Source organism: Variovorax sp. YR216 (assembly GCF_900107745.1).
Classification (GTDB): domain Bacteria; phylum Pseudomonadota; class Gammaproteobacteria; order Burkholderiales; family Burkholderiaceae_C; genus Variovorax.
Window position 1 is genome coordinate 554023 of the sequence record NZ_FNRO01000004.1, and the last position, 22345, is coordinate 576367.

The window sequence follows — 22345 nt, forward strand, 5'->3', positions numbered from 1 at the left end:
CGTGGGCTATCTCAATCGAGGAGAGTTCCCCATGAATGCCATCAAGGTCGCGCGTCGCTTCATCGAAACCGACCCGACCAACGAGTCGGCACAGATCCTGGCGAGGCTCGTGCTCGCGCTCGAAGCGGAAAGCAGCTTCGAACTGGTGCACCTGTACGACCTCGACTACAAGAGCTTCCAGCTGGCCATCGACATCCTGAAGGAATGGCGGCTCGACCGGTACTACGCCAGCAAGTCCAAGCTGTTCGATCTTTCGCTGCAGGTTCGCGAACTGCAGCACTGACGCCGGCTGATGCGGGCCATTGACCGACCAGTGACCGAATTCGAACTCAAGTTCCAGATCGACCCCCAGCAACGCGCAGCGGTCGAAGCGGCTGTGGGCCGCGGCCGCTCGCACGTCGCGCGTCTGCGCGCCCGCTACTTCGACACGGCCGATGGGGCACTCGCCGCACAGCGCATCGTGCTGCGCCTGCGCAAGGAAGGCCGCACCTGGTGGCAGACCGCGAAGGCGCCGGGCGGCACGCTGCTCGAACGCCATGAGCACAACGTCGAGCTGCCGCCCGCCAGCGCGCGCGAAGTGCCGGTGCCGCGCATCGAGCGCCACGAAGGCACACCCGTCGGCGCGCTGGTCCACGATGCGCTCCGCAAGGCCGGACACGATCCCGCAACGGTGGAACTCGTCGCGCTCTACGGCACCGACGTGCGCCGCACCACGCGCGAAATGCGCACTGGCGACGCCCTGGTCGAGCTCGCCTTCGATCACGGCGAGGTGAGCGCAGGCGAACGCTCGCACGCGCTGTGCGAGCTCGAGATCGAGCTGAAGAGCGGCAGCCCCCGTTCGATGCTCGAGCTCGCCCATCGCTGGCGCAACCGCTACGCGCTCTGGCTCGACACGGTGTCGAAGTCCGCGCGCGGCGAGCGCCTGGCCAGGGGTGCGCGATTCGGCGACCCGGTCAAGGCTGAGCCGCCCAGCCTCGAAGACGACACCGACGACGCGGCGCAGGTGCTTTGCGCGGTCATGAAGACCTGCCTGTCACAGATCCTCGCCAATGCGTGCGAGGTCGCCGCGGGCAGCATCGCCCCCGAGCACGTGCATCAGTTGCGCGTCGGCATCCGTCGGCTGCGCACCGCGCTGCGCGAGATGGGGGCGCTCGCACCGTCGCTGATCGATCCGGCCTGGGAGTCCGCACTGGTGACTGCGTTCCGCGCCCTTGGCCGCCAACGCGACCGGGATCATCTGCTGCAGGAGGTCCAGCCGCGTCTGGAGGCGGTCGGCGCGCCGCCGATCGACTGGGCCGACAAGGTACCGCCGCCCGCGCCCGCCGACGTGGTCCGCAACGCCGAATTCCAGAACGCGCTGCTCGGACTCGTCGCCGCCACCTTGCCGGCCGAAGCTGCGGACGAGGACACCGCCGAAAATCCACCCGCACCACCCGCCTCCGCCCGCAAGCCCTTGCGCAAGCAGCTCTCGAAACTGCACCGCCAGGTCGTGCGCGACGGCCAGCGCTACGAAGCACTCGAACCGCACGCGCAGCACCGTGTGCGCAAGCGGCTCAAGCGCCTGCGCTACCTCGGTGAATTCGTTGCGCCGCTCTTCGGCTCGCGCGCTGCGAAGCGCTACCTCAAGAAGCTCGAACCGGCGCAGGACGCACTCGGGCGGCACAACGACAACGCGGTCGCCATCGCCGCATACCGCGACAACACGCCACACGACGGACGCTCGTGGTTCGCTGTCGGCTGGCTGAGCGCGCGCCAGCCCGCCAGCGCCGCCGAATGCCGCAAGGCGCTCGACGAGATCGCGAAGGCGCAGCCCTTCTGGAAGTAGCTCGGTCTCCGGCACACGCACAAATGCCAGGAACCCCGCGGAACCGGCTTGGCCGGGCCGCCGGGGTTGCCCCCGGAGAGGGGGTGGAGAGCGCCACGAAGTGCCCGAGCCTGGGGGTGAGCTTCAATGCGAATGCTTGGGCACCGCCGAGCCGCGGCAGCCGACGAGGAAATCGAAGTCGCAGCCTTCGTCGGCCTGCAGCACATGGTCGACGTAGAGCCGCTGGTAGCCGCTGCCCTTTTCCTGCGGCGGTGTGACGGCCGCAAGCCGATCGGCAAGCTCCGCATCGCTGATGTCGAGATGCAGCCGACCCTGTTCGCAGTCAAGCTCGATCCAGTCGCCGTCACGCACCACCGCGAGCGGGCCGCCAGCCGCCGCTTCAGGTGCGACATGGAGCACCACGGTCCCGTAGGCGGTGCCGCTCATGCGCGCATCGGAAATCCGCACCATGTCCTTGATGCCCTGGCGCAGCAACTTCGGCGGCAGTCCCATGTTGCCGACCTCGGCCATGCCCGGATAGCCCTTGGGCCCGCAGTTCTTCATCACCAGCACCGAACTGGCATCGACGTCGAGCGATTCATCGACGATGCGCGACTTGTAGTGTTCGAAGTCCTCGAACACCACCGCGCGCCCGCGGTGCCTGAGCAGCTCGGGTGAGGCCGCCGATGGCTTGAGCACCGCACCGCGCGGAGAAAGATTGCCGCGCAGGATGCACATGCCGCCGTCCTCGATCAGCGGCCTGTCGATGGGGCGGATCACTTCGTCGTTGTGGCTCGGCGCATCGCGCACGTTGTCCCACAGCGACCGGCCGTTGACCGTCAGCGCATCCGGATGCGGCAGCAGGCCGTGCTCGCCGAGCCTGCGCAGCACTGCCGGCAGGCCGCCGGCGTAATAGAACTCTTCCATCAGGAAGCGGCCCGAGGGCATCAGGTCCACCAGCGTCGGCGTGCCTCGACCGATGCGCGTCCAGTCCTCCAGCTCGAGCGGCACGCCGATGCGGCCGGCGATCGCCTTGAGGTGGATCACCGCATTCGTCGATCCGCCGATCGCCGCATTGGTGCGGATCGCGTTCTCGAAGGCCTCCCGCGTGAGGATCTTCGACAGCGTCAGCCCCTCGCGCGCGATCTCCACGGCGCGCATGCCCGACATCTGCGCGAGCACATAGCGGCGCGCATCGACCGCCGGAATCGCCGCGTTGTGCGGCAGCGCCACGCCGAGCACTTCGGCCATGCAGGCCATCGTCGACGCGGTTCCCATGGTGTTGCAGGTGCCCGCCGAACGCGACATGCCCGCCTCCGCCGAGAGGAACTGATGCACGTCGATCTCGCCGGCCTTCATCGCTTCATGCAGTTGCCACACCGCGGTGCCGGAGCCGATGTCGCGCCCTTCCAGCTTGCCGTTGAGCATCGGCCCGCCCGACACCACGATCGCGGGAATGTCGCAGCTCGCCGCGCCCATCAGCAGCGCGGGCGTGGTCTTGTCGCAACCGGCGAGCAGCACCACCGCATCGATCGGGTTGCCGCGAATCGCCTCTTCGACATCCATGCTCGCGAGATTGCGGGTGAGCATCGCTGTCGGACGCAGGTTGGACTCGCCGTTGGAGAACACCGGAAACTCCACCGGAAAGCCGCCCGCTTCTGATATACCGCGCTTTACATGCTCGGCGATCTTGCGGAAGTGCGCGTTGCACGGCGTGAGCTCCGACCAGGTGTTGCAGATCCCGATGATCGGCCGGCCGTCGAATTCATGATCGGGAATGCCCTGGTTCTTCATCCAGCTCCGGTACATGAAGCCGTTCTTGTCGGCCGGGCCGAACCAGTCGGCGGAGCGAAGTTTGCTGAGTTTCTTGTCGGACATGCGATGGATTCCATGAATGAGATGACAGGCCCATTCGCAGGCACCGGCGGAACCGGCTTTGCCGGGCCGCACCGGTGCGCCCCCTTGAGGGGGTGCAGAGCCACACGAAGTGGGCGAGGCTGGGGGTGGCTTTCATTCCCGCGCGGTGAAGAGCCGTTGCAGCAGGCAGAAGATGAACAGCAGCACGCCGACCACGATGCGCGTCCACCATGAACTCAGCGTGCCGTCGAAGGAAATGAGCGTCTGGATGATCCCGAGCATCAGCACGCCGAACAGCGTGCCGACCACGTAGCCGACGCCGCCCGTCAGCAGCGTGCCGCCGATCACCACGGCCGCGATGGCATCGAGCTCCAGGCCCACAGCGTGCAAGCCGTAGCCCGACAGCATGTAGAAGGTGAAGACCACACCCCCCAGCGCCGAGCAGAAGCCCGACAGCGTGTAGACGCCGATGATGGTCGAGCGCACCGGCAACCCCATCAGCACCGCCGACTGCTCGTTGCCGCCGATCGCGTACACCGCGCGGCCGAAGGGCGTGTAGTGGGCGACGAACACCGCGATCGCCACCACCCCGAGCGCGATCAGTCCGCTGAGCGAGATCGATGCAGTGCCCCACACCGGCAGCCGCCACTGCGCGATTTCCGAGTAGAACGGGTTGGTGATGCTGATCGAATCGATGCTGATGAGATAGCAAAGCCCGCGCGCGAGGAACATGCCCGCCAGCGTGACGATGAAAGGCTGGAGCCGGAAGCGCTCGATGAGCAGCCCCATGAAGGCGCCGAAGAGCGTGCCCATCGCCAGCACGAGCGGAATCACGATCGCGGGGCTCCAGCCGTGCTTCTCGACCAGCGAGGCGGACACCATGGTGGTGAGTGCGATCACCGAGCCGACCGACAGGTCGATCCCGCCAGAAAGGATCACGAAGGTCATGCCCACCGCGACGACGCAGAGAAAGGCGTTGTCGACCAGCAGGTTGAGGAACACCTGCAGCGAGAAGAAGCCGTCGTAGAACACCGAGCCCAGCGTCCCCATCAGCACGAACAGCGAGATGGTGGCGGCCAGCGGCAGGTACTTCGGGTTGAAGCGCGTGCGCGGGCGCGTCCCGGGCGCGATGCCGGCCTTCGCGCGCACTGCGGTGGATTCAGGAACGACTGCGCTCATGGGTTCCCCCACGCTCGGCACTTCGTGTCCTCGCTGCCCCCCGAGGGGGCGCGAGCTTGCTTGGAGCGGTCCGGCACTGCGCTCATCGCACCCACTCCCCGCGCGCCGGGCGCTGCACGAGTTGCCGGATGCTCGCGCGGAACTCGGCCGACTGCAGCAGCATGACGACGAAGACCACCGCCGCCTTCACCACGAGGTTGATCTCCGGCGGCACGCCCAGCGAATAGATGCCGTAGGTCAGCGTCTGGATGATGAGCGCACCGATCACGCTCCCGACGAGGCTGAACCGCCCGCCGGTCAGCGCAGTGCCGCCGAGCGTGACCGCGAGGATCGCATCGAGCTCCAGCAGCTGCCCGGCGTTGTTGCCGTCCGCGCTCTTGACGTTGGAGCTGATCAGCAGCCCGGCGACCCCCGCGCAGAAGCCGCAGAACACGTACGCGCCGGCGATGATGCGCCGCGCCCGCACGCCTGCCACGCGCGCCGCGCTCGGGTTGATGCCGACCGACTGCACGAAGAGTCCCAGCGCACTGTGCGTGATCGCAAGATAGACCAGCGCGAACACCAGCGCCGCGATGTAGACCGAGAACGGCAGCCCGAACAGATACCCGCTCCCGATGAAGAAGAACGGCTTGTAGTAGATCGTGATGATCTGCCCGCCGGTGATCAGCTGCGCGATGCCGCGCCCCGCCACCATGAGGATCAGCGTCGCGATGATCGGCTGCATGCCGACGCGCGCCACCAGCAGCCCGTTCCACAGCCCGCAGATCGCCGCCACGCCGAGCGCCGCGAGGATCGCCATCCACATCGGGAAGCGGCTCACCTGCGCGGCGGCGCCGTTGTTGACGACCAGCGAGCCGCCGATCATCCACGCGGCCAATGCCGCAGCAATGGCGACCACCGCGCCCACGGAGATGTCGATGCCGCGCGTGGCGATGACCAGCGTCATCCCGAGAGACACGAGCACCAGCGGCGACGCACGGTTGAGGATGTCGATCAGGCTGCCGTACAGATGCCCGTCGCGCACCTCGATGCGCAGGAAGTTCGGATTGAACGCCGCATTGATCGCCAGCAGGATCAAGAGCGTGATGACCGGCCATGCGAGCCGGTGGCGAAAGATGGTGCTCATTTCGATGCTCCACCGCGTTGCGCGTTGCACCCCTTGCCAGGAACCCCGCGGAACCGGCGCGGCCGGGCCGCCGGGTTTGCCCCCGGTCGGGGGTGGAGAGCGACACGAAGTGCGCGAGCCTGGGGGTGAGTCATTATTCCGCGGCGATCAGGTCGTAGACCGCGTCTTCACTCGTTCCTGCTGGTAGCTCGCCCACCTTGCGCCGCTCTCGCAGCACCGCGATGCGATGCGAGACCCGCACCACTTCGTTCATCTCCGACGAGATGAAGATCACCGCCATGCCACCGCGCGCCAGGCGCAGGATCTCGTCCATGATCTCCTGCTTGGCCGCCACATCGATGCCGCGCGTCGGCTCGTCGAGGATCAAGAGGCGCGGTTCGGTCGCGAGCCAGCGCGCCAGCAGCGCCTTCTGCTGGTTGCCGCCCGACAGCAGGCCGATGGGCGTATCGACGCTCGCGGTCTTGATGCCCAGTGCCTTGACGAAGCGTTCCGCCAGTGCGGTCTGCTCGGCGCGCGTGAGCGTGTTTCGCACGCCGCGGCGCGCCTGCAGCGCGAGCGCAATGTTCTCGCGCAAAGAAAGATCGGCCACGATGCCGTCGGTCTTGCGCTCCTCGGGGCACAGCGCGAGACCGTGGCGCACCGCATCGGCGGGACTGCCCAGCCCCACCGCCACGCCATCGATGCGCAACGTGCCGCGATCGGGCTTCGCGAGGCCGAAGAGCAGTCGCGCGAGTTCGGTGCGGCCCGAGCCGAGCAGCCCCGCGAGTCCGACCACCTCGCCCTTGCGCACACGCAGATCCACAGGTTGCAACTGGCCGTGCTGGCCGAGGCCTTCGGCCTCCAGCACGGTGGCCGCTGTTTCGTCGACGACCGGCAATTGCGCCGGCCCCGTCGCCTGCGCCGCGAGCTCGCGCCCGACCATCGCCGAAATCAGCGCCTGCGGGCCGAGCTCGCTGGTCGGCCATTCGCCGACCAGGGCGCCATTGCGCAGCACCGTGATGCGATCCGACACCGCATAGACCTGGTTGAGGAAGTGCGTGACGAAGAGGATCGCCATGCCCTCGCCACGCAGGCGCCGCAGCACCGCAAAGAGGCTCTGCACCTCGTCGTCGTCCAGGCTGGATGTCGGCTCGTCGAGGATCAGCACCTTGGACGACAGCCCCAGCGCACGCGCGATCGCCACCATCTGCTGCACCGCCACGGAGTAGCTCGACAACAGCCGCGACACGTCGATGTCCACGTCCAGCCGGGCGAGCAGCGCCCGCGCCTCGCGGTTCACCGCAGTCCAGTCGATGCGCAGCCCCCGGCGCGGATAGCGGCCCGCGAGGATGTTCTCCGCCACCGAGAGGTTCGGACAGAGGTTCACCTCCTGGTAGACGGTGCTGATGCCCATCTTCTGCGCCTCGATCGGCGAAGCCGGACGGATCGGCTGGCCGGCGAGCGTCATCTCGCCGGCATCCGCCGCATACACGCCCGTCAACACCTTGATCAGCGTGGACTTGCCCGCGCCGTTCTGCCCCATCAGCGCATGGATCTCGCCCGCGCGCAGCCGCAGCGAGACCCCGCGCAGTGCCGCGACGCCGCTGAACTGCTTGTCGATGCCGGTGAGTTGGAGCACCGGCGCGTCGGAGGATGCTGTGGTGCTCGTCATTTGTTCTTGTTGTAGACGTCGATGAAGACAGCGGCGAGCAGCACCAGCCCCTTGATGACCTGCTGGTAGTCGATGCCGATGCCAAGGATCGACATGCCGTTGTTCATCACACCCATGATGAAGGCACCGATCACCGCGCCCATGACCTTGCCCACGCCGCCCGAGGCCGATGCGCCGCCGATGAAGCAGGCGGCGATCACGTCGAGCTCGAAGCCCAGCCCGGCCTTGGGTGTGGCGGTGTTCAGTCGCGCCGCGAACACCAGCCCCGCCAGCGCCGCGAGCACACCCATGTTCACGAAGGTCAGGAACGCCAGCCGCTGTGTCTTGATACCGGACAGCCGCGCCGCCTTTTCGTTGCCGCCCAGCGCGTAGATGCGACGACCGATGGTGGTGCGGTTGGTGACGAAGTCGTACGCGACGATCAGCACCGCCATCACGATCAGCACGTTGGGCAAGCCCTTGTAGGTCGCGAGCAGGTAGCTCAGCAGCAGGATCGCGCCCGCGAAGAACAGGTTCTTGAGCAGGAAGAAGGCATAGGGCTCCTGCGCCATGCCGTGCTCCACGAGGCGTGCGCGGCCACGCATCTTGAAGAACACCAGCGCGCCGGCCGCGAGCACGCCGAGCAGCAGCGAGGTGGTGCGCAGGCTCTCGCCGCCCAGCACGTCGGGCACGAAGCCGGAACTGAGCTTCTGGAAGGCCTCGGGGAAAGGCCCGACCGACTGGCCCGCCAGCAGCGCCAGCGTGAGCCCCTTGAACACCAGCATGCCCGCCAGCGTGACGATGAAGGAGGGAATCCTGAAGAAGGCCACGAACCAGCCCTGCGCCGCGCCGATCACGCCGCCAGCCACCAGGCACACGATGAAGGTCGGCACGAAATGCCAGCCGTATTCCACCATCAGCACCGCGGCCAGCGCGCCGATGAAGCCGCAGACCGAACCCACCGACAGGTCGATGTGCCCCGCCACGATCACCAGCAGCATGCCCAGCGCCATGATCACGATGTAGCTGTTCTGCAGCAGCAGGTTCGTGAGATTCAGCGGTCGCATCAGCGTGCCGTCGGTCAGCACCTGGAACAGCGCCATGATCGCGACCAGCGAGATCAGCATGCCGTATTCGCGCAGGTTGTTCTTGATGAAGCCCGCGTGCTCGGCGGCGGCGCCGCTCGCCGGCGGGGTGATCGGTGTTGCGGGCTTGACCGCTTCGACGTCAGGCGGCATGGACGCTGCTCCCGGAAGCCACAATCACTCGCATTATTTTTTCCTGCGATGCCTCGGCCACAGGAAATTCGGCGACGAACTTGCCTTCGTTCATCACGTAGATGCGGTCGCACATGCCGAGCAGTTCGGGCAGTTCCGACGAGATCATGAGAATGCCCTTCCCCTCGCTCGCGAGCTTGTCGATGATGGTGTAGATCTCGTACTTGGCGCCCACGTCGATGCCGCGCGTCGGCTCGTCGAGGATCAGCAGCTCGGGCTCCGTGAAGAGCCACTTGCTCAGCACCACCTTCTGCTGGTTGCCGCCCGAGAGGTTCACCACACGCTGGTCCACGCTGGGGCAGCGGATGTTCAACGCACGCCGGTAGTCGTTCGCGACCTTGAACTCGCGCGCATCGTCGATCACGCCGCGCTCCGAGATCGCCGCGAGATTCGCCAGGCTCACGTTCTTGCGGATGTCCTCCTCGATCACCAGCCCCGCGCTCTTGCGGTCCTCGGTGACGTAGGCGATGCCGTGGTCGATCGCCTTGCGGATCGTGCTCACGTCCACTTCCTTGCCGTGCATGTGCACCGAGCCACTGATGCGCTGCCCGTAGGAGCGCCCGAACACGCTCATCGCGAACTCGGTGCGGCCCGCGCCCATCAGGCCCGCGATGCCGACGATCTCGCCGCGGCGCACGTTGAGGTTCACGCCCTTGATCTGCTCGCGGTCCGCATGCAGCGCATGGTGCACGCGCCAGTCGCGCACCTCGAAGATGACCTCGCCGATGTCCGGCGTGCGCTCCGGGTAACGGTGCGCCATATCGCGCCCGACCATGCCGCGAATGATGCGGTCCTCGCTGATCGGCGCGGTGCGGCAGTCCATGGTCTCGACCGTCGCGCCGTCGCGCAGCACCGTGATCGAGTCCGCAACCTTGGCGATCTCGTTGAGCTTGTGCGAGATGAGGATCGACGCGATGCCCTGCGCCTTCAGCTCCAGCAGCAGCTTCAGCAGCGCGTCGCTGTCGCTTTCGTTCAGGCTCGCGGTGGGCTCGTCCAGGATCAGCAGCTTGACCCTCTTCGATAGCGCCTTCGCGATCTCGACCAACTGCTGCTTGCCGACGCCCAGGTTGGTGATCAGCGCGGTCGGCGGCTCCTTGAGCCCCACCTTCGCCAGCAGCTCACGCGTGCGCGCATAGGCCTCGAACCAGTCGATCACGCCGCCGCGCGCGGTCTCGTTGCCCAGGAAGATGTTCTCCGCGATCGACAGCAGCGGCACCAGCGCAAGCTCCTGGTGGATGATGATGATGCCGAGCTTCTCGCTGTCGGCGATGTCCCGGAAGCGGCGCAGCTCGCCTTCGAAGTGGATCTCGCCCTCGTAGGAGTCGCAGGGATACACGCCGCTCAGCACCTTCATGAGCGTGGACTTGCCCGCGCCGTTCTCGCCGACCACCGCATGGATCTCGCCCGCGCGCACCGCGAGGTTGACGTTGTCGAGCGCGTTGACCCCCGGAAAGGTCTTGGTGATGCCGCGCATCTCCAGAATCACATCGTTCACCCTGTCTCCTTCGAGCCTGCGGGGCCGATGGCTGATCGTCCGGCCCCGCATCGCCTTGGCGGCTGCTACTTGATCTGGCTTTCCTTGTAGTAGCCGGTATCGACCAGCGCCTGCTTCCAGTTCGTGGCATCCACGCTCAACGGCTTGAGCAGGTACGAAGGCACGACCTTCACGCCGTTGTTGTAGGTCTTGGTGTCGTTCACCTCCGGCGCCTTGCCGGCCATCATCGCGTCCACCATGTTCACCGTCACCTTGGCGAGTTCGCGCGTGTCCTTGAACACGGTGGAAGTCTGTTCCTTCTTGAGGATCGACTTGACCGAAGGGATTTCCGCGTCCTGCCCGGTCACCACCGGCATCGGTTGCTGCGCGGTGCCGTAGCCCACGCCCTTGAGCGAGGAGATGATGCCGATCGAGAGTCCGTCGTACGGCGACAGCACCGCATCCACGCGGTCCTTCGTGTAGTAGGCCGACAGCAGGTTGTCCATGCGCGCCTGCGCCACCGCGCCATCCCAGCGCAGCGTGGAGACCTTGTCCATGCCCAGTTGCTTGCTGCGCACCACCAGTTTGCCGCTGTCGATGTAGGGCTTGAGCACCGACATCGCGCCGTTGTAGAAGAAGAACGCGTTGTTGTCATCCGGCGAGCCGCCGAAGAGCTCGATGTTGTAGGGGCCCTTGCCTTCCTTGAGCTTCAGCGCCTGCTCGATGTACTGCGCCTGCAGCACCCCGACCTGGAAGTTGTCGAACGTCGCGTAGTAGTCGACGTTCTTCGATCCGCGGATCAGCCGGTCGTAGGCGATGACCTTGATCCCCTTGTCCGCGGCCTTCTGCAGCACATCGGACAACGTCGTCCCGTCGATCGCCGCGATCACCAGCACCTTCGGCCCCTTCGTCACCATGTTCTCGATCTGCGCGAGCTGGTTCGGAATATCGTCCTCGGCATATTGCAGGTCGGTCTTGTACCCCTTCTCGTTGAAGTACTTGACCATGTTCCCCCCGTCCGCGATCCACCGCGCCGACGACTTCGTCGGCATCGAGATCGCGACCAGCCCCTTGTCCTGCGCCTGCGCCGCAGGCGCCAGCCCCATCACCACGACGGCCGCCACGCCGCCCAACAAGGCCTTCAAAAAGTCTCTTTTCATCAACGTCTCCTCTAAGAATGCAAGGCGGCCGCGCAGCGCGCCGCAGTTGGTGGGCTCCCGCGGAACCGGCTCTGCCGGGCCGCTGGGAGCGCCCCCTGAAAGGGGGTGGAGAGCGACACGAAGTGCGCGAGCCTGGGGGTAAGCCAGGCCTTCGAGCCTGGGGGTCAGTACTTCCGGCTGGGGAACTCGGCCTTCGCGACCTCCATCGGGAAGATCCCTTCCTTGGTCAGGATGCGCTTCGGAATCGGCTTGCCCGCCTTGATGTCCTTCACCGCGCTCATGAGCTGCGGGCCCAGCAGCGGGCTGCATTCCACCGACACGTTGAGCTTGCCGGCCATCATGGCTTCGAAGGCGCCCTTCACGGCATCGATCGAGATGATCACGATGTCCTGCGCCGGTTTCATGCCCGCTTCCTCGATGGCCTGGATCGCGCCGATGGCCATGTCGTCGTTGTGCGCAAAGAGCACATTGATCTTCTTGCCCTCGGCCTTCAGGAAGGCCTCCATCACTTCCTTGCCCTTCGCGCGCGTGAAGTCGCCGGTCTGCGAGCGGATGATCTTGAACTTCGGATCGGCCTTGATGATTTCCTCGAAGCCCTTCTTGCGGTCGATCGCGGGCGCCGAGCCCACCGTGCCCTGCAACTCGACGATATTGACCTCGCCCTTGTTGTCCTTTTCCTTCTCGACCAGCCAGCGGCCGGCCTTTCGGCCTTCCTCGACGAAGTCCGAGCCCATGAAGGTCACGTAGAGCGAGGTGTCCTTGCTGTCGACCGCGCGGTCCGTCAGCACCACCGGAATGCCGGCCGCCTTGGCCTCCTGCAGCACCGGGTCCCAGCCGGATTGGACGACCGGCGAGAAGGCGATGACGTCGACCTTCTGGGCGATGTAGGAGCGGATGGCCTTGATCTGGTTCTCCTGCTTCTGCTGCGCATCGGAGAACTTCAGGTCGATGTCGGACTCCTTCGCGGCCGACTTGATCGACTCGGTGTTGGCGGTGCGCCATTCGCTTTCCGCGCCAACCTGGGCGAAGCCCAGCACGATCTTCTTCTGCGCCAGCGCGGTGACAGGCAGCAGCGAAGACAGCGACGCGGTTGCAAGTGCGATGTTGAGCGTGCGACGGTTCAGTTTCATGTTGTCTCCTGGTTGACGTGGTGGTGAAAGAAGTCTTCGGTGTTGTTGTTATCTCGATCAATCAGGCCAGCACGTAGCCGGTCTTGACGGTGGTGTAGAACTCCGCGGCATGGCGGCCCTGCTCGCGCGGGCCGTAGCTGGAGGCCTTCCGGCCACCGAAAGGAACGTGGTAGTCGACGCCCGCGGTCGGCAGGTTGACCATGGTCATGCCGACGCGGGCATGGCGCTTGAAATGCGAAGCCCGCGAGAGCGACGTGGTGCAGATGCCCGCGCACAGGCCGAAGGGCGTGTCGTTGGCGAGCGTGAGCGCATGCTCGTAGTCATCGGCCTGCAGCACGCAGGCGACGGGGCCGAAGATCTCCTCGCGCGCCACGCGATGCTCGGGCCGTGCGAGGAAGAGCGCCGGGCTCATGAAGTAGCCGTCGCTCGCGCGCGCCAGCCGCTCGCCGCCCCAGACATGCTCTGCGCCCTCTTCCGTGGCGTTCGCGACGGCTGCGAGGTTCTGTTCGAGTTGCGACGCATCGACCACCGGACCGATGTCGACGCCGCGCTCGAGCGCATGGCCGACCTTGAGCGCGGCAAGCCGATGGCGCAGCCGCACCACGAAGGCGTCGTGCACCGAGGCTTCGACGATCAGGCGGCTCGATGCGGTGCAGCGCTGGCCGGTCGAGAAATACGCGCCCTGCACCGCGCAGTCGACCGCGCGATCGAGGTCCGCATCCGCGAGCACCACCAGCGGGTTCTTGCCGCCCATCTCGAGCTGCACCTTCGCACGCCGCCGCGCGGCAGCCTGCAGGATGTGTTCGCCGGTCGGCACCGAGCCGGTGAAGCTGATCGCATCGACCAGCGGATGGTCGACGATCGCCTGCCCCACTTCGCGGCCGCTCCCCATCACGAGATTGAACGTGCCCGCCGGCAGCGCCGAACGGCTGATGATCTCGGCCAGCGCCCAGCCACAGGCCGGCACCAGCTCGGCCGGCTTGAAGACGACGCTGTTGCCGTAGGCGAGCGCGGGCGCGATCTTCCAGGCGGGAATCGCCAGCGGAAAGTTCCACGGCGCGATGAGGCCGACCACGCCGACCGGCTCGCGCGTGATCTCGACCTGCACATCGGGACGCACCGAAGCGAGCATCTCGCCCCCGGCCCGCAGCGCCTCGCCGGCGAAGAACTTGAAGATGTGCCCGGCGCGCGCCGCCTCGCCGACGGCTTCGGGCAGGGTCTTGCCTTCCTCGCGCGCAAGCAGCATGCCGAGATCCTCGCGCCGCGCGAGGATCTCGCTGCCGATCTGGTCGAGCACATCGGCGCGACGCTGTGGCGTGGAGTGGCTCCAGTGCGGAAAGGCATCGGCCGCCGCGCGGATCGCCTGGTTGGTCTGGTTGCGATCGGCCCGCGAATATTCGGCGACCACTTCCCGCGTGTCGGACGGGTTCCGGCTGATCCCGGTGGTCACGCCCGTTTCCCATCGGCCGTTGATGAACTGCCGTGTGCGTTGCTGGAGCTCGTTGCGTTTCAAGGTGGGGCGAGTCTAGGAATCGCCCCGATATCTTTCCAATCAAGATTTGGATGGAATCGATACCAGAACCGGCATTCAGGTAAACCCCATGACCAACTACACGCACTGGTTCATCCGTGCGCGGCTCAAGACCCGGCAGCTTCTGCTGCTGGTCGCGCTCGCGGAGGAAGGCAACATCCATCGTGCTGCCCAGGTCCTCAACATGACCCAGCCCGCGGCCTCGAAGCTGCTGAAGGATCTGGAGGACGTGCTTCAGGTGTCGCTGTTCGAACGCCTTCCGCGCGGCATGCAGCCGACCTGGTACGGCGAGACGATGATCCGCCACGCGCGCATCGCGCTCGCGAGCCTCAACCAGGCGCACGACGAACTGATGGCGCTCAAGGCCGGCGGCGCGGGGCAGGTCAAGCTCGGCGCGATCACCGCACCGGGGCTGGTGCTGTTGCCGCCGGCGGTGGCCTCGGTGAAGCGTGAGCATCCCAACTTGCGGGTGTCACTCGAGATCGAGACCAGCCCGGTACTGCTCGAACGACTGGAGCAGGGCAAGCTCGACCTGCTGGTCGCGCGGCTCTTTGCCGAGCACGACAAGACGAACCTGCGCTACGAGGCGCTCACCGAAGAACCGATCTGCGCGCTGGTGCGGCCGGGCCATCCGCTATTGAGCATGAGCGGGCTCGGCCTGCGCGACCTCGTCTCCTCCGGCTGGATCGTGCCGCCCGCCGGCAGCGTGCTGCGGCACCGCTTCGACCTGATGTTCCAGGAAGAAGGCCTCGCACCACCGATCAACGTGATCGAGACCGCGGCGCTGCTCTTCATCACGCGCATGCTGCAGCAGAGCGACATGGTGGCGGTGCTCGCATCCGACGTGGCGCGCTACTACGCGGCGCACGGCATCGTCGCGCTGCTGCCGGTGGAGATGCCCTGCCACATGGACGCCTTCGGCATCATCACCCGCACCGACCGACTGCTGTCGCCGGCGGCGAAGGTCATGATGAAGGCGCTGAAGGCGGAGAGCTTCGCTGCCTACGGCAAGCGGTTGGAGGACTGAAGCCGATCGCACGCATAGTACAAAACGACTAGTTTTTCAAGCTTTTGACAGTGGCCTACACCAAAGGGCAGGTTGCCACGCACCCAATGGCGAGTGTTCAATGCACCGGGCATGGCTGAACGAAGCCTTAACAACAAGCTGCCATGCGGAACTGGAGAAAAGGAATGAGCGATCCGACCTTGAACCCAGCGGAGGAAATGCCGGTCATCCGGCTCATCGATGACGACGTGGCCTTTCGGCGCGCGGTGCGCCGGCTGCTCCAGGCGGCGGGCCATCATGTCGCGGAGTACAGCTCGGTGGGCGCGATGCTGCTCGAAGGCATCGGGAGCGCACCCGGGTGCCTGGTGCTCGATATCCACATGCCCGGGCCCAGCGGGCTCGATCTTCAGGAAATGGTCGCCACGCAGCCCGAGCCGCTGCCGGTGATCTTCGTGACCGCCGAGGCCACCGTGCACGAGACCCTGCGCGCGATGAAGGCCGGTGCAGCCGACTTCCTCTTCAAGCCTGTCGACGGCGACACGCTGGTGTCGGTCGTCAACAAGGCGGTGGCCGAAGACGCCGCACGGCGCAAGACCCGCCGGCATCTGGCCGATCTCCAGAACCGCTATGCGCGGCTGAGCCCGCGCGAGCGGCAGGTGCTCGACATGGTGGTGAGCGGTGCGCTCAACAAGCAGATCAGCGCCGAGCTCGGCGCGGCGGAGCGGACCGTCAAGGCCCATCGCGCGCATGTGATGTCGAAGATGGGCGTGAGCTCGCTGGCCGACCTGGTCCGCGCGGTCGTCCAGCTGGATGTCCCGGCCAGTGCCTGACTGCGGCCCCGGCCGCGCCGGGATGGTCTGGGTGCCCGCCGGCACCTTTCTCATGGGCTCGGACCATCACTACGCGGAAGAGGCGCCGGCCCACAAGGTGTCGGTGCCAGGCTTCTGGATCGACACCCACGTCGTCACCAACGCCGAGTTCAAGCGATTCGTCGATGCCACCGGGCACGTCACGCTCGCCGAGCGGCCGGCGAACCCGGAGGACTATCCGGGCGCGGACCCTTCGATGCTCGTGCCTTCCTCGGTCGTGTTCCGCAAGACTGCCGGGCCGGTGGACATGCGCAACACGCACAACTGGTGGACCTACGTGCCGGGCGCCGACTGGCGTCATCCGCGCGGGCCGGGCAGCTCGCTGCAGGGCCTGTGGAAGCACCCGGTGGTGCATGTCGGCTTCGAGGACGCCGAGGCCTATGCGCGCTGGGTCGGCAAGGAACTGCCGACCGAAGCCGAATGGGAATACGCCGCGCGCGGCGGCCTCGAGGGCAAGCAGTACTGCTGGGGCGATGAATTCGCGCCGAGCGGCAAGCTGATGGCCAACACCTGGCAGGGCGAATTTCCGTGGCAGAACCTGATGCAGGACGGCTACGAAGGCACCTCGCCGGTCGGTGCGTTTCCGCGCAACGGATTCGGCCTGTACGACATGGCGGGCAACGTGTGGCAATGGACCACCGACTGGTACCAGGAGCACGGGAAGATCGCATACGCCTGCTGCACGCTCGACAACCCTCGCGGCGGCCCGCCCGAGGAAAGCTGGGACCCGCGCACGCCGCAGACCCGGATCCCGCGCCGCGTGATGAAGGGCGGCTCGCACCTGTGCGCGCCCAACTACTGCCATCGCTACCGGCCCGCCGCACGCATGGCGCAGCCGATCGACACCGCGACCAGCCACCTCGGGTTCCGCTGCATCGTGCGCTAGCGCTTCAATCGCAGGCCGGTGACGAGATAGGTCAGCCCCAGCACCCCGGTCAGCGCGACCATGAGCGAGCGCCGGCTGTCTTCGGTCGCGAGGCCGAGGATCAGCGCCAGTCCGAAGAGCAGCGTCGCCAGGCTGACGATGAACAGCGGCAGCGCGCCGCTGCGCCGGCCGTTCGGCAGGGGCTGCCTGCCCTTGGTGAGGGCGTAGATGATCCCGGCCGCGCCCAGCACGATGCAGAACACGATGACCACGCCGAAATAGGCCACCGAGCCGAGCACGCGAGACTGGATCCCTGGATTGGTCAGACCGAACACGCCGATCACGACGCGCAGGACCGCATCCGCGAACACCAGCGAGGAGAGCCATCGCCCCGGCGGGTACTTGGACACCGTGAACCAGAGTGCCGCACCGATCAGCCCGTCGACGAGCGCGAAGTAGCCGTTGCGTCCCAACCCCTGCTGCGCTTCGGCGGACATCGGCACGACCAGCAGGTAGGCCACGAAGAGCAGGCTGATCGCCCCCCGAAGCAGCAGGACCAGTCTCAGGTTCATGACGCAACTCCCGTCGGATGGATCGTGCCTGCTTCAGGACCTACTTCTTCTTGGCCGCCTTGCCGCCCGGCTGGACGAACAGCGCCTCGCCCTGGATCAGCGTCGCCTCCACCTGGTCGCCGACCTTGAGCGAATCGAGCAGCTTCGGATCGTCGATCTCGAACTTGCGCATCTCGCGCACGCCCCGCAGCGTCACCGTCTTCTTCTTGCGGTCGATGGCGAAGACATTGACCACCGCACGGACCGTGTGCTTCACCGCCACGCCGGGGCTCTGCCCGGGCTGCGAGAGGAACACCTCGACCCAGTCGGTGCGCTGGCGGATGCCACTGCCTTCCGCCTTGCGCAGTTCCATCAGAAGCGCTGCGCCCTGCTTGAGCGTCACGATGTCGCCGACCTTGAGCTGGTCGAAGTTCTTCACCTCATCGCCGGCCCGGATCGTCACCTCGGTGCCGTTGGGCCGCTTGAGGGTGATGTCGCGCGTCGCGGCGTCGATCTTGGTGATGGTCGCCGAGCGGGTGACCACGCCACCGGCGACCGCCTCGCCCGGTTCGCGGCCGATGACGACCGCGCCCGCGTCCGGCGGCGCGGCCTGGGGCTTGTCCTGCGACCAGGCCGGAACCGCCACCGTGGCGGATACCGCCAGCATGAGACCCACAATGCGCTTTTTCATGAACGAAGCTCCTGGTGATGGGTAAGAAGGATTCGGATCGTTGGCCGGATCAGTTGCCTGACCAGGGCCCGACCACCTGCCACGGCGGTGCGCCCTTGGCGGTGCTCTTGTTCCTGCAGAAGATGTAGTCGCCGGCGTTCTGCAGCGAGCCGTGGCGGTTCTCCACGCGCGCGAGCTTGCAGCCAGGGCGGCCTTTCGGATCCTTCGAGGGCGTGACGCTGCCGCTGGCGTTCGATCCGCTTTCCCATTTGGTGGTGACGCCATCCTCGCCGTCCAGCGCCTTGTTGATCGTCTTGGTCATGACGTCGACATCGGCCTTGCTGAAGCGCGTGATCGGCTGGTCGCGGATCCCGTTGTAGAAGTCCATCGGACGCGCGTCCGCCGACATCGTGACCAGCGCCGCCGCGGCAGCCACCAGCCATCTGATTCCCTCGCTCCTGTGCATCCTCGCCCCTTTGCTTCGGAAGATTTGACATCGACCATGCGCGCGAACCGTGATCGATGCGTCGTCTGGCCGGATCGTGTTGTAGCCCGCCCGCAGCGCGAAGTCCATCGGGATGGTGTTGCACCCATCTTGCGATTCGCCGCGCGGCCTGCAAATCGGCCCGACGGGCAGCACCCCTTGCACCTTCGGGCAATGGCCCTCATCGCACCGCGTGCGCGACGCTTTTCAACAACGGTTGAGATGCCGCGCACCACAGACGACGAGGCAAGCCGCCATAGTTCATAAGGTCGATGGCACAGCGCGTCGAGCGCGCATTAGGATGAATCGCGCAACCAGGATATCGAGGCAGGGAGGCCCGTATGAAGACACGTTTCCAGATCGAGTCGCTGCTCACCGCAGTGGCCATGGCGGCGCCATTGGCGACGAATGCAGAGCCGGCGGCGGCCCTGTCTCCCGAACAACAGGAAGCGGACTACCGCGTGGTCGCCGCACGTTGCGGCACACCGGCCTACGAGAAGGCGTTCTTCAACCAGTCGAAAGCCGCGGTCGCCGCCGGTCTCGTCTCGAAGAACCGGCCGCCCGCCGAGGTCGAAAAGACCATTGCCACGCTGCGCCGCAGCCCCTTCGTGCTGGTCGCCGCACCGGCCGACTGCCCGGCACAGATCAAGCAACTCGACGAACTGCGCAGCACCCGCAGCGCGCTGCTCAAGTCCTCGCGCGGCGCGCGCAAGGCGGCGGCGAGATAGCCAGGGCGGGGTCAGAGCCCGCCGTAGATGCTTTCGTCGGGCGATGCGCGATCGTGCCGCTTCGAGGCACTGCGCAGACTCAGGACCCACAGCCGCGCATGCCGCTGTTCGCGGCTTTCGAAGCGCTCGGTGAGCCGGCGTATGCCGGGTCGTTCGATTGCGGCAAGGGTCATCCAGTCAGTGCCGCCAAATGATGGCGACTCCCCGCTGCGATCAACCAAGGCCGGGCGAAGCGCGGTCACCCATTCGGTGGGAACACTCGGATCGCGATCCAGTGTGCGCAGGGCGATCTTGGCGGCCTTGGGGCTCAACGCCTGGATCTTGTGAAGGTGGAAATCGAGGTCCAAGAGGCTACCCCCCTTTCAGACACATCAGGATACATGTGTATGTGAAAATTTCACAGGGGTTTTCCCAAGGAGTTTCCTCGGGTTTGCGCGCGAACGCTACTCGGAGTTCATTCGTTTGTACTCATTCCGCTTCATCGCGAGGTAGTCCTGGCGCTCGACCTCGTGCAACTGGCGCGCGTAACGCTCGGTGCTGTCGAACCACAAGGCGAGACGCTGAGGCAGCTGGGCCTTTGTCGGTTGATCGAGGAAAGCGTCGATCGCGAGGTAGTAGCGCATGGTGTTGCGCTCGACCACGCCGAGCACGCCACCGATGTAGTCCGGTTCCCCGGAAGCGGTCTTGCCGTTGGCGGTGAAGCCGACCTTGTCGCTGCCGATCGTCTTGAGGTAGCCCTGCATCGCGATCCGCGCGGCGGCGCCGTAGCCGTACGAATAGCTCAGGTGGATGAAGCTCTTGCCGTCCGGCAGCGGCGTCGCCTCGAGCTCGATGCGATAGTCACGCGTCGACAGCGGCCCCTTGTCGGCCCCGAGGCCCACGCTCAGGAAGTCCGCGGCCACCGTCGCTGGCTTCCAGACGAAATCGATGCGCTGGGCGTCCGACAGCGGCTGGTCGAACTTCCGCCCCACGGAGACGGCCAGCGACTTGGCATCGCCCTCCCCGCGCACCGCGCAGTACTTGGTGTTGAGGTGCAGCATGAGCACATCGCACCACACGGCCGGCTGGCTCAATGACGCGCTCACTTCGCTGAAGGGATGGTTCAGCACCGCGAAGATGTTGCCGCTCAGCTGCCCGGATGCTTCGGCCGATTCCAGCACCAGCGGCCGGCCGAAGGGGTTGTCCGAGAGCTGGGATTGCACGGCGGCGTGCTTGGCTTGCAGCGCCGATGCGCTGCCGAGCATGCCCTGCGCGAACCCCGCGGCAGGCAGGAAGAGAAGACAGAGCCAGAGCGCCAGGCGGCGGAACATCGAGTGCTTCATGATGAAAGACATTCTTTCCGCACGGCAGGGACCTCGGCGCGCAGGCGGATGCCTGCTTCTGTCGAAGCGGAACGGACCCGCGCGCCGTGCACGGCGCGGGCCGCCCCGCCCCAATGGGTCAGACCGCCGTGATCGACACCGCCTTGGTGACCAGATAGGCCTCCATGGCTTCGGGTCCGCCTTCGGAACCGTAGCCCGAGTCCTTCACGCCGCCAAAGGGCATTTCAGGTGTCGGCGTCGCCGGCTGGTTGACCCAGAGCATGCCCACTTCGAGCTGTTGCGACAACAGGTGCAGGTTCTTGATCGACTGCGTGTAGGCGTAGCCGGCCAGGCCGTAGGGCAGGCGGTTGGCTTCGGCGATGGCTTCCTCGAGCTTGTCGAAGCCGCGGATCGCCGCGATCGGGCCGAAGGGCTCGTTGTTGAACACGTCGGATTGCAGCGACACGTCGGTCAGCACGGTCGGCGCGAAGAAGTTGCCCTCGGTGCCCACGCGCTCGCCGCCGGTCGCGACGGTCGCGCCGGTGGCACGGGCGTCCTCGATCACCTTGGCCATCGCGGTCAGGCGGCGTGCATTGGCCAACGGGCCGAGCGTGGTGCCTTCGGCCAGGCCGTCGCCCACCTTGAGGCTTTCGGCGTGCTTCACCATCGCCTTCGCGAAGGCGTCGCGGATGCTGTTGTGCACCAGGAAGCGGGTCGGCGAGATGCAGACCTGGCCCGCGTTGCGGAACTTGGCGCCGCCCGAGGCCTTGACCGCGAGTTCGACGTCGGCGTCCTCGGCAACGATCACCGGTGCGTGGCCGCCCAGTTCCATGGTGGCGCGCTTCATGTGCGCGCCGGCCATCGCGGCCAGTTGCTTGCCGACCGGCGTCGAGCCGGTGAAGGTCACCTTGCGGATGATCGGATGCGGGATCAGGTAGCTGGAAATCTCGGCCGGATCGCCGAACACCAGGCCGACGGTGCCCTTCGGCACGCCGGCGTCGACGAAGGCCTGCAGCAGCGCGGCCGGCGACGCGGGCGTCTCTTCAGGCGCCTTCACGAGGAAGGAGCAGCCGCTCGCGAGCGCCGCGCCCAGCTTGCGCACGATCTGGTTGATCGGGAAGTTCCACGGCGTGAAGGCGGCGACCGGACCGACCGGCTCCTTGATCACGAGTTGCTGCGCATTCAGGTTGCGCGAGGGCACGATGCGGCCGTAGACGCGGCGGCCTTCGTCGGCGAACCATTCGATGATGTCCGCGCCGGCCAGCACTTCGCCGCGCGCTTCGACGAAGGGCTTGCCCTGCTCCTGCGTGAGGACGCGGGCGATGTCGGCGGCACGCTCGCGCACCAGGCCGGCCGCCTTTCGCATGATCGCGGCGCGCTCGTTGGCCGGCACCCGGCGCCACGCCTGGAAGCCGCGCTGCGCTGCGTCCAGCGCACGGTCGAGGTCGGCGATGCCCGCGTGGGCGACCTTGCCGATGGGCTTGCCGGTCGCGGGGTTGATCACATTCAAAGTCTTGCCACTGACGGCGTCGCACCATTCGTTGTCGATGAGCAGGCGCGTGTCGGGATAACTGGCTGAAGTCATGCTGGGTCCTTGAATCCGTGAGAGGGGTGTGCCGGTTCGAGCGGATCGAACGCGGCGAAGGCCGCGCCGCCGGTGGCGGCGCCGGGCGCAACGCGAATCCTAGCGCTGTTTGCCAACG

General features: G+C 66.5%; 21 protein-coding genes. 6 read left to right on the forward strand and 15 right to left on the reverse strand.

Annotated elements, in window-relative coordinates:
- The first annotated feature begins 31 nt into the window (after positions 1-31).
- Positions 32-283, forward strand: a complete 252-nt coding sequence (locus tag BLW05_RS15975) for a hypothetical protein (RefSeq protein WP_093163981.1) — start codon at positions 32-34, stop codon at positions 281-283.
- Between the two features lie 30 nt (positions 284-313).
- On the forward strand, positions 314-1825 hold the full coding sequence (locus tag BLW05_RS15980) for a CYTH and CHAD domain-containing protein (RefSeq protein WP_256330328.1): 1512 nt from the start codon (positions 314-316) through the stop codon (positions 1823-1825).
- A 123-nt stretch (positions 1826-1948) separates the two neighbouring features.
- On the opposite strand, the gene BLW05_RS15985 is transcribed toward BLW05_RS15980, so the two are convergent.
- From BLW05_RS15985 to BLW05_RS16025, 9 genes are all read right to left on the reverse strand, one after another.
- Positions 1949-3682 carry an IlvD/Edd family dehydratase gene (locus tag BLW05_RS15985; protein ID WP_093163984.1) on the reverse strand — a complete coding sequence of 578 codons (1734 nt, stop codon included), beginning with the start codon at positions 3680-3682 and terminating at the stop codon, positions 1949-1951.
- A 132-nt stretch (positions 3683-3814) separates the two neighbouring features.
- Positions 3815-4840, reverse strand: a complete 1026-nt coding sequence (yjfF, locus tag BLW05_RS15990) for a galactofuranose ABC transporter, permease protein YjfF (RefSeq protein ID WP_093163986.1) — start codon at positions 4838-4840, stop codon at positions 3815-3817.
- A gap of 82 nt (positions 4841-4922) precedes the next feature.
- Positions 4923-5966: an ABC transporter permease gene (locus BLW05_RS15995; RefSeq protein ID WP_093163987.1), complete on the reverse strand. Its 1044-nt coding sequence runs from the start codon at positions 5964-5966 to the stop codon at positions 4923-4925.
- Positions 5967-6099: 133 nt separating this feature from the next.
- On the reverse strand, positions 6100-7617 hold the full coding sequence (locus tag BLW05_RS16000; protein WP_093163989.1) for a sugar ABC transporter ATP-binding protein: 1518 nt from the start codon (positions 7615-7617) through the stop codon (positions 6100-6102).
- Positions 7614-8834 (reverse strand): multiple monosaccharide ABC transporter permease, encoded by a 1221-nt coding sequence (gene mmsB, locus BLW05_RS16005; RefSeq protein ID WP_093163990.1) that lies wholly within the window; start codon positions 8832-8834, stop codon positions 7614-7616. Before mmsB ends, BLW05_RS16000 begins: the two co-directional genes overlap by 4 nt.
- On the reverse strand, positions 8824-10347 hold the full coding sequence (gene mmsA, locus BLW05_RS16010; RefSeq protein WP_305516680.1) for a multiple monosaccharide ABC transporter ATP-binding protein: 1524 nt from the start codon (positions 10345-10347) through the stop codon (positions 8824-8826). The genes mmsB and mmsA overlap by 11 nt, the downstream gene beginning before the upstream one ends.
- 86 nt (positions 10348-10433) lie before the next feature.
- On the reverse strand, positions 10434-11507 hold the full coding sequence (gene chvE / locus BLW05_RS16015) for a multiple monosaccharide ABC transporter substrate-binding protein (protein ID WP_093163993.1): 1074 nt from the start codon (positions 11505-11507) through the stop codon (positions 10434-10436).
- Between the two features lie 164 nt (positions 11508-11671).
- Positions 11672-12637 (reverse strand): ABC transporter substrate-binding protein, encoded by a 966-nt coding sequence (locus BLW05_RS16020; protein WP_093163995.1) that lies wholly within the window; start codon positions 12635-12637, stop codon positions 11672-11674.
- Between the two features lie 61 nt (positions 12638-12698).
- On the reverse strand, positions 12699-14150 hold the full coding sequence (locus tag BLW05_RS16025) for an aldehyde dehydrogenase family protein (RefSeq protein ID WP_093163997.1): 1452 nt from the start codon (positions 14148-14150) through the stop codon (positions 12699-12701).
- A gap of 88 nt (positions 14151-14238) precedes the next feature.
- Here BLW05_RS16025 and BLW05_RS16030 point away from each other — a divergent pair, with 88 nt between their 5' ends.
- The 3 genes from BLW05_RS16030 to BLW05_RS16040 all read left to right on the forward strand — a co-directional run bounded on the left by BLW05_RS16030 (position 14239) and on the right by BLW05_RS16040 (position 16929).
- Positions 14239-15195, forward strand: a complete 957-nt coding sequence (locus tag BLW05_RS16030) for a LysR family transcriptional regulator (RefSeq protein ID WP_093163998.1) — start codon at positions 14239-14241, stop codon at positions 15193-15195.
- 164 nt (positions 15196-15359) lie between these two features.
- Positions 15360-16004, forward strand: a complete 645-nt coding sequence (locus BLW05_RS16035) for a response regulator transcription factor (RefSeq protein ID WP_218135171.1) — start codon at positions 15360-15362, stop codon at positions 16002-16004.
- A complete protein-coding gene (locus tag BLW05_RS16040) occupies positions 15997-16929 on the forward strand; it encodes a formylglycine-generating enzyme family protein (protein WP_256330329.1) in 933 nt (310 codons plus the stop codon). The genes BLW05_RS16035 and BLW05_RS16040 overlap by 8 nt, the downstream gene beginning before the upstream one ends.
- Here BLW05_RS16040 and BLW05_RS16045 read toward each other — a convergent pair.
- The 3 genes from BLW05_RS16045 to BLW05_RS35405 are packed head-to-tail and all read right to left on the reverse strand — an operon-like array spanning position 16926 to position 18565.
- Positions 16926-17480 carry a hypothetical protein gene (locus BLW05_RS16045; RefSeq protein WP_093164001.1) on the reverse strand — a complete coding sequence of 185 codons (555 nt, stop codon included), beginning with the start codon at positions 17478-17480 and terminating at the stop codon, positions 16926-16928. The genes BLW05_RS16040 and BLW05_RS16045 overlap by 4 nt on opposite strands.
- A gap of 40 nt (positions 17481-17520) precedes the next feature.
- Positions 17521-18150 carry a hypothetical protein gene (locus BLW05_RS16050; protein WP_093164003.1) on the reverse strand — a complete coding sequence of 210 codons (630 nt, stop codon included), beginning with the start codon at positions 18148-18150 and terminating at the stop codon, positions 17521-17523.
- 49 nt (positions 18151-18199) lie between these two features.
- On the reverse strand, positions 18200-18565 hold the full coding sequence (locus BLW05_RS35405) for a hypothetical protein (protein WP_143044835.1): 366 nt from the start codon (positions 18563-18565) through the stop codon (positions 18200-18202).
- A gap of 389 nt (positions 18566-18954) precedes the next feature.
- Between BLW05_RS35405 and BLW05_RS16060 the strand changes: the two genes are divergently transcribed.
- Complete coding sequence (locus BLW05_RS16060) at positions 18955-19341, forward strand: hypothetical protein (protein WP_093164007.1); 387 nt, start codon at positions 18955-18957, stop codon at positions 19339-19341.
- A gap of 11 nt (positions 19342-19352) precedes the next feature.
- Here the strand turns inward: BLW05_RS16060 and BLW05_RS16065 are convergent, their stop codons facing one another.
- The 3 genes from BLW05_RS16065 to BLW05_RS16075 all read right to left on the reverse strand — a co-directional run bounded on the left by BLW05_RS16065 (position 19353) and on the right by BLW05_RS16075 (position 22227).
- A complete protein-coding gene (locus tag BLW05_RS16065; protein WP_093164008.1) occupies positions 19353-19688 on the reverse strand; it encodes a hypothetical protein in 336 nt (111 codons plus the stop codon).
- Positions 19689-19784: 96 nt separating this feature from the next.
- Positions 19785-20675, reverse strand: a complete 891-nt coding sequence (locus BLW05_RS16070; RefSeq protein ID WP_093164010.1) for a hypothetical protein — start codon at positions 20673-20675, stop codon at positions 19785-19787.
- A gap of 106 nt (positions 20676-20781) precedes the next feature.
- Complete coding sequence (locus BLW05_RS16075) at positions 20782-22227, reverse strand: NAD-dependent succinate-semialdehyde dehydrogenase (RefSeq protein WP_093164011.1); 1446 nt, start codon at positions 22225-22227, stop codon at positions 20782-20784.
- Positions 22228-22345: the final 118 nt, after the last annotated feature.